Below are 10,989 nucleotides of genomic sequence, written 5' to 3' on the forward strand. Positions count from 1 at the left end.
GGTCAGGATCTGCCCGACCAGTTTCGCCATTCCATTGGCGATCTCATAAGGCGTCCGGCGGAAATAGGACTTGGTGTCGTTGGTGCCGAGCATCACGATGACCAGATCCAGCGGCAGATGGCTGGCGATGGCCGAGGGCAGGTAATTGGCGCCGTTCAGGCGTGGGTCGTTGGGGTCGTCGAGACAGGTCGTGCGTGCGCTTAAGCCTTCTTCGATAATGTGATAGCCCGCTCCCAGCGCCGCCGCCATGACGCCGGTCCAGCGCTGGTCATAGGGATAGCGATAGGTCGGCGACCCCTCCTTGACCGGAACCCAGCCCCAGGTCAGCGAGTCGCCGTAGCACATGATGTTTTTTGGCGGTGACATCCATGTTTCTCCATCTGTTTGCAATTGTCTGAACGCGCGGATTTGTCGGTCCCGGCGAGGGCCAGTGCCGGCTTGCCTTTCGCCATCTCAAGTCAAGGGTTTCGCACGCGCACTCCGTAGAAGATCGCAGCACCGAGAATGATGACGCCCTGGGCGATGAGCTTGCCGGGCTCGTCGATGCCGAGCACCGTCATCACCACGAACAGCAGGGCGAAGCACAGCGCGCCGAAGAAAGGCCCCCAGACGCCGCCGTCGCCGCGGCCGAAGACGACGCCGCCAAGGATGGTTGCCGCGACGGCCAGGATCGGCAGATCGAGACCGATGCGGACGCTACCGACGGCAATCGAACCGGTCTGCACCAGGGCCGCGATCGCCGCGATCAGGCCGGCGAGCGTATGCGCCAAGATGACGGTGCGCTGAACCGGTACGCCGGAAAAATGGGCGGCTTCGGCATTCTCTCCGACCGAGGCGACGTAGCGGCCAAACACCGTCTGCGACAAAAGCAGCCACACCGCGGCGGTCAGCAGGATCCAGAACAGCACCGGCGTCGGAACCGACAGGAATTTCGTGTTGTAGAGGTCGTTGAACAGTTTCGGCACGTCGCCGGGCGGATTGCCGCTCGACAGGAACTGCACCAGCCCGACCAGGATGATGCTGACCGCCAGCGTGACGATGACGGCCGACACCCGCCGGTTGCCGATCATGAAGCCGTTGAACAAGCCAATGACGAGGCCGGTGGCGAGCGCCAGCACGACGAAGAATGGCAGCGACGCGCCGGGGAAGCTGCCCGACGAAATAAAATAGTTGATCAAGAGGATGATGCCGCCGCCGGAGAGGTCGATCGACTTCACCCGCATGACGACGAGTTGCCCCAGCACGAGGATGCCGAGCGGAACGATCTGCCTGATGAAGATACCCATGATGTTGAGGTTGAGCATGTTCGGCCGCGCGATCCACAGCGTCGCCAGCAGCACGAGGAAGACAAAATAGGACGGCGGGATGCGCAGCAGACGCCGGGTAATCGGATTTGCGAGAACGGCAGCCATTTCTCAGAGCCCCATCTTCTTGCGGGATTGCAGCCCGACCACCGCCAGCAGGATGCCACCCTTGATCGCTGTCTGGACAAAGGGCGAGACGTTGGCGAGGTTCATGCCATTGGCCAGCAGCGCCATGACCAGCGCACCGATCACCGTGCCGTGCAGGCTGCCTATGCCGCCGGAGAGCTGGGTGCCTCCAAGGGCTACGGCGGTGACGGTGTCGAGTTCGAAAAGCAGCCCGACATTCGGATCGCCCGACACGATGCGCCCGGCCAGGAAGACACCGGAAACCGCTGCGAAACAGGAACAGACCATATAGGCGAGGATGATGTTGCGGCGGTCGGAGACGCCGAAATTGCGGGCGGCACTCTCGGCGCCGGACGCGATGCCGCCGCCGATCGCAAACAGGTGCAGCCCGTATCGCGATCCGTAGAGCAGCTTCCAGGCTGCCAGGATCACGACGATGCCCCAGAAGACCGGATAGGGAATGCCAAGGAAATTGCCCGAGACGGCGGCGATGACGATCTCCGGCACGGTGCCGCCGGAGACGGGACGCAAGATGCGCGTGATGCCAAGCACGATGTACTGCGTCGACAGCGTCGCGATGATCGGATGGACGTTGAAGCGGGTGATCGCCAGGCCGTTGATCAGCCCGATGAGTGCGGCCAGCAGAAAGACCGCCGGGATCAGTACGATCGCCGGCTGGTCGAGCGCCAGCACCGCCGTGGTGAAGCTGATGACCGAGCCGACCGATAGATCGAGCCCGCCGATGAGCACGACGACGAGCTGTCCGATCGCCGCAATGATCAGCGGCATCGCCTGGGCAACCAGGTTGAAGAGGTTTTCAGCCGTCGCGAACTGTGTCGTCTCGACCGTCAGCCAGAGCGAAATGAGCAAGGCAACTAGCAGCGGCAGGCCCCACAGGCCTTGCCGTGTGTTCCGGCCACTCAAGATGTTAAACAGCGAACGATGCATGGAGGCCCCTAATGCTGGCGCGTGGAGCCGCCCATCAGGGCCGCGTCGAGGATCTTGTGCTCCGTCGCCTGCGCTGCCGGCATTTCGGCAACGATCGTGTCGTGATGGACGACGTAGATGCGGTCGCAGAGCCCGATCAATTCGATCGTCTCGCGAGACAGCACCAGCACGGCGCCGCCCTTGCGGGTGAAGTCGCGCAGCAGATGGTAGATCTCGGACTTGGCGCCGATGTCGACGCCGCGGGTTGGCTCCTCGACCAGCAGAAGATCGAGATCGGCGGCAAGATAACGGCCGAGCAAGACCTTTTGCTGGTTGCCACCCGACAGGGAGCCGACCGGAGCGGACGGCCCTGCCGCCTTTATGTTCATGACCTCCATCATGTGCGCGATGACGCTTCGATAGGGTCGCGCCGGCGCAAGTTCGGGTCGCCTCGAATGCAATCCGATGGCGATGTTGTGGGCGATCGGCAAAGCGAGGAAGAGCCCCTCTTCCTTGCGGTCCTCGGGCACGAAGCCGACCTTCAGTTGCTGCAGATGACGAACGCCCGCAGATGTCGAGAGCGGCATCTTCAGCGCTTTGCCGTTGATGGAAATCGTCCCGGCGAAGGGATGGTAGCGGCCGATCAGCGATCTCAGGAAGCGCTGCTGGCCCTGCCCCTCCAGCCCGGCCAGGGCGACGATCTCGCCCTTGTGCAAAATCAGCGACAGCGGCTGCGCTGTCTCGGTGATCCTGAGGTTCTCGACGCGCAGGATCTCGTCGCCTTTGTCATCGGTGCGATCAGGGAAAAGGTCCTGGAGTTCGCGTCCGACCATCATGGCGATGAGTTCGTCGGTGGTGATCTCGGACACCATCCTGGTGCCGACCAGCGCGCCGTCCTTCAGCACCGTCACCGTGTCGCACAGCTCGAAGATCTCCTCCATGCGATGCGAGATATAGACGACAGCCTTTCCCTTATCGCGCAGCCGGCGGATGTTGCGGTTGAGCACATCGACATCGGCCGCGTTGAGAGCGGCCGTCGGCTCGTCGAGGATGAGCACGCTGGCGTCGGCCTGGATGCAATGCGCGATCTCGACGAATTGCCGCTCGGCGATCGTCAGATTGGAAACGAGCTGCGACGGGTCGAGCGTGAGGCCGAGTTCGCCAAGCGCCTTGGCGGTCTGGCTGCTCATCGCGCGATAGTCGATCGAGCCGAACCGGGTCGTCGGCTCCCGGCCGAGAAACATGTTCTCGGCGATCGACAGATTGGGCAGCAGCGAATGCTCCTGGAAAACGGTCGAAATGCCCGCATTCAGCGCGTCGCGCGGCGACTTCAGATCAAGCTTTTCCCCGTTCATGAAGATCTCGCCGGAATCGAGCTGATGCACGCCCGCCAGGATCTTCATCAATGTCGATTTGCCGGCGCCGTTCTCCCCCATCAGGGCGTGAACACTGCCCGCCTTGAGATCGAGGGAAACGGAGTGGAGCGCCTTGCTCCCTCCGAACGCCTTCGAAATGTGGGACATCTCGATAAGATTGGTCACGAAACCCTCGAACGAACCGGATTCGACAGATGGAACGGCCTGCGGGGAATGCTTGTCCACTCCCCGCCAGCCACGGCGCCGTCACTTCTTGCCGTAATATTCCTTGAGCTTGTCCTCGGGCAGTTCGCTCGGCCACCAGACATTGGCCGTCAGGTCGTCGCGATAGTATTTGGCGGCCTTGTCCTTGTCCCAGCCGTCGGGATTGTAGACATAGCGCTTGTAGAGCTGTTGACCCTCGAGCAGGGCGACAGCGGCGCGCACGCCGGCCGCACCTTGGGCGGGGCTGTATTCCGGCGAGATCGACTTGAATCCGTCAGTGATCCACTGGCCGAAATAGCCATTGTTGCCTTCGCCCGAAATCGGTGGAATGGGCGTGCCGAACTGCTTGAAGACATCGACGCAGGCGCGCGTCATGTCGGCGCCGGACGACCAGATGCCATCGACCTGCGGGTTGTTCAGATAAAGCGTCTCGCACAGCTTCTTGGCCTTGTCGTACTGCCAGTCGCCATGTTCCTCGGCGATGATCTGTACATGCGTGCCCTTGAGCGATTCCAGGAGGCCGTTGTAGCGGTTGGTGTCTTCCGGATGGCCGGCCAGGCCACGCAGGACCCAGATCTTGCCGTTGTCGCCGACGGTCTTCACCAGCCAGTCGCCCATCACCTTGCCGAAGTGCTCGGCGCCGCCCTGGATTTCGGTGGTGTAGGCGTCGGAATCGATGCGGCCGGTGTGAAGGATGACGGGGATGCCGGCGGCGACCGCCTTGGCGATGCTGGCATTCGCCGATGTGCTAGTCACCGGCTGAACGATGATCGCGTCGACATGCTGCGCGATCAGATCCTCGATGTCGGCCACCTGCTTCTTCTGGTCGAAGCCGGCATCGAGCAGGATGAACTTCGAGATGCGCTTGTCCTTTGCCGCGGCGTTCTCCGCCTCATGCGCCACCTGCACCGTCCAGGTGTTTGCGTTGACGCCGAAGTCGCTCATTCCGATGACCCAGGGCGGGTCCTTCTTGAACGCACCGGCCGCGGTCATGCGCGTGTCGTCGGGGCGCGGCGCGACGCCGTCCATCAGCTTGACATCTTCCGCATGCGCCAGGGACGTCACGGCAAGCGCTGATGCGACGAGCACTCCCAAACCGACGGTTTTCAGCAATCCTAACATTGAATTCTCCTCCTTGTGGTTGCCCCGGCCTACGAATTCGTATGGCCGGCCGTACGAATTCGCACGGACCGCGAGACGCTCTCCCAAAGCATGCCCGGCGTCGCAAACCGACCGATGCACGCAATTCTCCCGCCCCCGACACATGCGTGTCGAAGCCCAACTTCTGCTGGACGATGATGACGGTCGAGAACTCCTCCGGGCACTTTAGAAGCACAGCGGATTCGGCCTGTCAATAGTTAGTCATGTTGAATGACTATTCCCTTGCTTGCCTTTCACCGCTCCGCTATCCATCATGAATGGCGCTCGCCGGCTTCGGCGTGCTGTCAGTTCCGACGGGAAAAAACATGCGATCTGTCTTGTGCTACGGCGACTCCAACACGCACGGCCAAATGCCCGGCAAAGGACCGCTCCAGCGCTATGGTCCGGGTGAACGCTGGCCGGGGATATTGCGTGCTCAGCTGGGGGCCGACTGGTACGTCATCGAGGAGGGATTGAGCGGCCGAACCACTGTCCACGACGATCCGATCGAGGGCGCCCACAAGAACGGCCGAACCTATCTCCGCCCTTGTCTGCAGAGCCATGCGACGCTCGACCTCGTCATCATCATGCTCGGAACCAACGATCTGAAGATCCGTTTCAACAAGCCGCCGTCGGAAGTGGCGATGGGCATCGGCTGCCTCGTCTACGACATCAAGGAACTGGCGCCCGGGCCGGGCGGCTCGACGCCCGAGATCTTGATCGTGGCGCCGCCGCCGATGCAGGACGACGTCAAGGAATGGAAGTCGATCTTTGCCGGCGCGCCGGAGAAATCGCGCCTGCTGGCGCTCGAGTTCGAGGTCCTGGCGGACTCGCTCGAACTGCACTTTTTCGATGCCGGCTCGGTGGTGTCGTGCAGCGAAGCGGACGGCTTTCACATCGATGCCGAGGCGCACAGATTGCTGGGCACCGCACTCGCCCGCGCGGTCGATGCCATCGGCTGGAGCCGCTCGACATGAGCAACCATACCGCCGCGAGGCAACGCGCGCTTACCGACGGGGCGATCCTTGCCTGACATGAGATTCGCACCACCCAATCCGTTGCGCATCGCCGATCGTGCGAGCGGGCTGAATGCATTGAGCGTGCGCAGCTACAACGAGCGGCTGGTGCTGTCGCTGCTGCTTCAGAACGAAGGCATTTCGCGGATGGAAATCGGCGAGAAGACCGGCCTGTCGGCGCAGACGGCCTCGGTCATCGTCCGCTCGCTCGAGCAGGAAGGCCTGGTCTCGCAGGGCTCAGCGCAGCGCGGCCGTGTCGGGCCGCCAACCATCCCACTTTCGCTCAATCCGGAGGGCGCCTATGCGGTTGGCGTCGGCTTCAGCAGGCGCAGGATCGACATCGCGCTCATCGACTTCATCGGCACCGTGCGCTTCCACACGCAGTTGCCGGCGGATGAAGCCAATCCCTTTCCGCAAAGCAGCGAACTGCTGGAGGCGATCAGGCAAGCCATGACGAGCCTGCCGGTCGAGGCGCGCGGCCGCGTCGCCGGCATCGGGCTGGCAGTCCCCGACGAGGTCGACGCCATGGCTGCAACCCGCAACGGATCGAGCACCTCCCTCAAGGCTCTGCAAGGCGAGATCGAAGAGCAGAGCAAGCTGCCGGTTTTCGTGCAGAACGACATCACCGCGGTGGCCGGCGGCGAAAGCATGTTCGGTGTCGCCAAGCCGCTGAACGACTATTTGTTCTTCTATCTCGGAGCACGGCTGCAGAGCAGGCTCATCCTCAACCACCAGATCTACAAGGGAAACTCCAGCGCCAGCTTCGATCATGGCCTTGTGCGCCTGGAGAGCGAACTGACCAGGCGCGGGCGCCCGTCCGAAATCATCTGGAGCAGCAGCCCTGAGTGGCCTGACCTTGGCGAGGCCTACAGCGAATGGCTGGGGGAATGCTCCAATCGCCTGAAAGCGTCGATCTCCGCACTGAATCAGTTTGTCGAGTTCAGGACGGTGGTCCTGTCCAGTTATGCGCCGCAGAAAATCGCCAAGGCCTTGTGCGCAGACATCGGCCGGGAATTCCCCGACATCCAGGCGCTGCCGGCGCGCGTCACCATCAGCCCCAAGGCAGTCGGCGCGGCAAGCCTGCCGTTCAGTTCGCGCTTCATGATCCAGTGATCGGGCCGAACCGGCACCCTGCTCCCGCCGGCCGGCCGAGCATGCACCTTCTGCAGGTCCATCAGCGATTTTCAGATGAGCAGGCGAATCCACTTGCCAGGAGACCTCACTTAATAGCATGTTAAGTGAACCCTGAGATCGCCATGAAGATTACCGAGGACCACATCCCAGACGACAGCGCCGCGTCCAGCGCGGAAGCGCGCCGCTCGACGGTGCTCGGCGATCGCATCAAGGCCTATCGCACCACGCGACGCCTGACGCTGCGCCAGCTCGGTGACATGATCGGCACCACCGCCAGTTTCCTGAGCCAGCTTGAGCGCGGCCTTTCGGGCGCCAACACCAGCACGCTGATGCTGATCGCCAATGCGCTCGGCATCAGCCTTGCCGATCTTTTCGACGACTGCGAAGTGTCGCCGCACACGGTGCTGACACGCGCCGAGCGGCCGGCGCTGCCGACCAGCGAAGGCTACCGCAAGACGCTGCTGTCGCGCCGGCCAATCCGCGAGATGGAAGTCTATTGCGGCGAATTCGCCGTCGGTGGCTCGACCGGCGACGTGCCTTACACGCATGGCAACGCGCACGAGATGTTCCTCGTGCTGCGCGGGCGCGTGCAACTGACGCTCGGAGACGAGAGCTTCATCCTCGAAGAGGGCGACAGCATCGAATACTCGACCTCGACGCCCCACCGAACCATCAATGTCGGTGACACGGTGGCCGAAGTGCTCTGGATCATCGCGCCGCCGACCAGCGGCGCCGTCGACCTCGACCAATATGTAGCCCGGAAAACGCTCGCGCCCGGTCTGCCAAAATCAAACAGCGAGCCATCGGAGGGTTAGAAAATGGGAAGCAGATCAAGACTGGCCGGGTTTGTCGGCGCCGCCGCACTGGCCTTGCTCGCAGCCGCCGCTCACGCGCAGAACGCACCGCCGGCCGGGACCGTGGTGGACGGGTCGCTGAAGGGAAAGACGCTGACCTTCGTCTCCTATGGCGGCATCTACCAGGACGGCCAGGTCGCCGCGCTCAAGGAATTCGTCGACAAGAGCGGCGTCAAGCTTCTGAACGACGGGCCGACCGAAATCGCCAAGCTTCAGGCGCAGGTGGAATCCGGCAATGTGACCTGGGATGTCGTCGATACCGACGATTTTCCGCCCTTCGTGCATTGCGGAAAACTGTTCCAGAAACTCGACCTGACCAAGCTCGACATCTCGCACATCCCGGCCGGACAGGTCGGCGAATGCAGCGTGCCGGCGATGAACTACGGCATGGTCCTGATGTACAAAAATGACAAGTACAAGGACAATCCGCCGAAGGACTGGAAGGATTTCTTCGACACCGCGAAATTCCCCGGCACCCGCGCCATCGATGGCAGCGGCAGCCCGATCGGTGGCCTGATAGAACAGGCCATCCTGGCCGACGGCGGCAAGGTCGACGCCATGACGCCGGCCGACATCGACAAGGGCATCGCCAAGATCAAGGCCATCGGCCCGGACACCATCTTCTGGAAGACCGGCGCCGAATCCCAGCAGCTCGCCGAATCCGGCGAGGCCGACATGATCATCATGTGGACCGGCCGCGCCATGACGGCGGTCAAGAACGGCGCTGCCTACACGCCCGTGTGGAAGGACTGGCTGGTCGTCATGGATCAGCTGACCATCCCGGTCGGCGCCAAGGACACCGATGCGTCCTACGCGCTGATCAACGCCTATCTCGGCAAGAAATCGCAGGAGATCCTGACCGAGCAGACGTCCTACTCGCCGATCAACAGCGAGGCTCAGCCGAAGGTAGACGCATCCGTCGGCGCCTTCCTGACCAACACGCCGGACCACGCCAAGCTCGGTTACCAGCAGAACATCAAGTTCTGGGTCGCCAACTTCGCCACCGCGTCCGACAAGTGGACGGCGCTGATGGCCGGCAACTGAGCCGGCTACCGCCAAGGTGACGGCGTGAACCAGACATCGCATACGCCGACGGCCGGGGGTGATCATCCCCGGCCGGCAGGTGCCGTGCAGGGGCCGCAGCGGCGCCTGCGCCTTGCCGCCTATCCTTCGCTGCTGGCGATGCCGGCCTTGCTCCTGCTCATCGCCGCGATGGGCTATCCCTTGCTGACCGTCACGCTGCGCAGTTTTTCGGACCCGGCCTGGGGCCTACAGAATTACGTCTGGTTCTTTTCCACGCCGGTGAACGTCACGGTCCTGTGGCGCACCTTTTCCATCGCCGCCTGGGTCACCATCGTCTGCGTCATCGCCGCCTATCCCTACGCCTATCTCATGACGGCGGTCGGGCCGCGCCTGCGCCTCGTCCTCATCCTGTGCGTGCTGGTGCCGTTCTGGGTCAGCGGCGTGGTGCGCACCTTGGCCTGGGTCATCCTGCTGCAGGATTCCGGCATCATCAATTCGGTGATCAGGCTGCTCGGCTTTGACGGCGTGAAGCTGATCCGCACGCAGACCGGCGTGGTCATCGGCATGGCGCAGGTGCTGCTGCCTTTCATGATCCTGCCGCTCTATTCGGTCATGCGCGGCATCGATCTGCGCCTCGTCCAGGCCGCACGCAGCCTCGGCGCGCGGCCGGCGCGTGCCTTCCTGCAGATCTATCTGCCGCTGTCGCTGCCCGGTGTCTTCGCCGGCGCCATCATCGTCTTCATCCTGTCGCTCGGCTTCTACATCACCCCGGCCCTGCTCGGCGGCCCGCGCAGCACCATGCTGTCGACGCTGGTGCAGAGCCAGGTGCTCAGCCTGCTCAACTGGGGCCGTGGCGGCGCCATGGGCGTCGTGCTGCTGGTCGCGACCTTCGTGCTTCTGGCGCTCGCCGCGCCGCTGATGCGCCAGCGCCACAAGCAGGCGTCCAGATCATGAGGCTGGCCCCATTCCGCATTCTGCTCGGCCTGTTCTGCCTGCTGGTCGCCGTGTGGCTGGTGATGCCGACGCTGGTCATCATCCCAATGTCGTTCAACGAGAAGAAGTCGCTTGCCTTCCCGCCGTCCGGCTTCTCCTGGCAGTGGTACGCGAATTTCTTCACCAATCCCGATTGGCTGTCGAGCTTCTTCAATTCGCTCAGGGTCGCGGGCCTCGTCGCCGTCGCCGCTACGCTGATCGGCACGCTGGCGTCGCTTGGCCTCAGCCGCATGAAACATGCCGGCGCCGGCCTGCTGCGCGCCATCCTGATCACGCCGATGATCGTACCCGGCGTGGTGCTGGCCATCGGCATCTATGCCGTCTATCTCGACTACCAACTCGTCGGCACTACCACCGGCTTCGTCATCGCGCACACGATGCTGGCGATCCCCTTCGTCATCATCGCCGTGTCGGCGAGCCTCGAAGTCTTCGACGTGCGGCTGGAGACGGCGGCGGCAAGCCTCGGCGCCGACCGCTTCACCACCTTCCGCACCGTGACCTTGCCGCTGATCGCGCCGGGCATCCTGTCGGGGCTCTTGTTTGCCTTCGTCACCTCCTTCGATGAAATCATCGTCGCGCTGTTCATCACCAGCCCGTACCTGAAGACCCTGCCGGTGCAGATCTTCACCAGCATCACCCGCGACGCAGACCCGACCGTGACGGCGGTCGGAACCATCATCTTCATTGCCACGACGCTGATCATCAGCGCCGGGCTGATCATCAGCTCGAAATCGACGAGGAGTTGAGATGACTGCGAGGGAACGTGGCGCGGCCATCGACATCAAGGGCGCAACCAAGCGTTACGGCAATTTCACCGCGCTCGACGATGTCAGCCTGCATATCGAGCCGGGCGAGTTCATGACGCTGCTCGGACCCAGCGGCTCGGGCACGA

At 63.1% G+C, this 10,989-nt stretch carries 11 protein-coding genes and 1 pseudogene; 7 read left to right on the forward strand and 5 right to left on the reverse strand.

Features of this window, described 5'->3' with window-relative positions; all coding sequences use genetic code 11:
* From EN993_RS23715 to EN993_RS23735, 5 genes are all read right to left on the reverse strand, one after another.
* The coding region (locus EN993_RS23715; protein WP_245468949.1) for a GDSL-type esterase/lipase family protein at positions 1 to 366 on the reverse strand (366 nt) is incomplete at its 3' end.
* Between the two features lie 92 nt (positions 367 to 458).
* Positions 459 to 1,412 (reverse strand): ABC transporter permease, encoded by a 954-nt coding sequence (locus EN993_RS23720; protein WP_127264974.1) that lies wholly within the window; start codon positions 1,410 to 1,412, stop codon positions 459 to 461.
* 3 nt (positions 1,413 to 1,415) lie between these two features.
* A complete protein-coding gene (locus EN993_RS23725) occupies positions 1,416 to 2,378 on the reverse strand; it encodes an ABC transporter permease (RefSeq protein ID WP_127264975.1) in 963 nt (320 codons plus the stop codon).
* 8 nt (positions 2,379 to 2,386) lie between these two features.
* Positions 2,387 to 3,898, reverse strand: coding sequence for a sugar ABC transporter ATP-binding protein (locus EN993_RS23730; RefSeq protein ID WP_127264976.1), 1,512 nt, complete (start codon positions 3,896 to 3,898; stop codon positions 2,387 to 2,389).
* 81 nt (positions 3,899 to 3,979) lie between these two features.
* On the reverse strand, positions 3,980 to 5,059 hold the full coding sequence (locus EN993_RS23735) for a substrate-binding domain-containing protein (protein WP_126069973.1): 1,080 nt from the start codon (positions 5,057 to 5,059) through the stop codon (positions 3,980 to 3,982).
* Between the two features lie 344 nt (positions 5,060 to 5,403).
* Between EN993_RS23735 and EN993_RS23740 the strand changes: the two genes are divergently transcribed.
* The 7 genes and pseudogenes from EN993_RS23740 to EN993_RS37960 all read left to right on the forward strand — a co-directional run.
* Positions 5,404 to 6,054, forward strand: a complete 651-nt coding sequence (locus EN993_RS23740) for an SGNH/GDSL hydrolase family protein (protein ID WP_127264977.1) — start codon at positions 5,404 to 5,406, stop codon at positions 6,052 to 6,054.
* A 57-nt stretch (positions 6,055 to 6,111) separates the two neighbouring features.
* Positions 6,112 to 7,206, forward strand: a complete 1,095-nt coding sequence (locus EN993_RS23745; RefSeq protein ID WP_127264978.1) for an ROK family transcriptional regulator — start codon at positions 6,112 to 6,114, stop codon at positions 7,204 to 7,206.
* A 143-nt stretch (positions 7,207 to 7,349) separates the two neighbouring features.
* Positions 7,350 to 8,042 carry an XRE family transcriptional regulator gene (locus tag EN993_RS23750; RefSeq protein ID WP_109660215.1) on the forward strand — a complete coding sequence of 231 codons (693 nt, stop codon included), beginning with the start codon at positions 7,350 to 7,352 and terminating at the stop codon, positions 8,040 to 8,042.
* A gap of 3 nt (positions 8,043 to 8,045) precedes the next feature.
* Positions 8,046 to 9,125 (forward strand): extracellular solute-binding protein, encoded by a 1,080-nt coding sequence (locus EN993_RS23755; RefSeq protein WP_109660213.1) that lies wholly within the window; start codon positions 8,046 to 8,048, stop codon positions 9,123 to 9,125.
* A 24-nt stretch (positions 9,126 to 9,149) separates the two neighbouring features.
* On the forward strand, positions 9,150 to 10,058 hold the full coding sequence (locus tag EN993_RS23760) for an ABC transporter permease (RefSeq protein WP_109660211.1): 909 nt from the start codon (positions 9,150 to 9,152) through the stop codon (positions 10,056 to 10,058).
* Entirely contained in the window at positions 10,055 to 10,843 is a 789-nt protein-coding gene (locus EN993_RS23765; RefSeq protein WP_109660209.1) for an ABC transporter permease, read from the forward strand. The genes EN993_RS23760 and EN993_RS23765 overlap by 4 nt, the downstream gene beginning before the upstream one ends.
* Before the next feature lies 1 nt (position 10,844).
* Positions 10,845 to 10,989, forward strand: a pseudogene (locus EN993_RS37960) (ABC transporter ATP-binding protein); the annotation flags it as partial.

Source organism: Mesorhizobium sp. M7D.F.Ca.US.004.01.2.1 (genome assembly GCF_003997785.1).
GTDB classification, from domain to species: Bacteria; Pseudomonadota; Alphaproteobacteria; order Rhizobiales; family Rhizobiaceae; genus Mesorhizobium; species Mesorhizobium loti.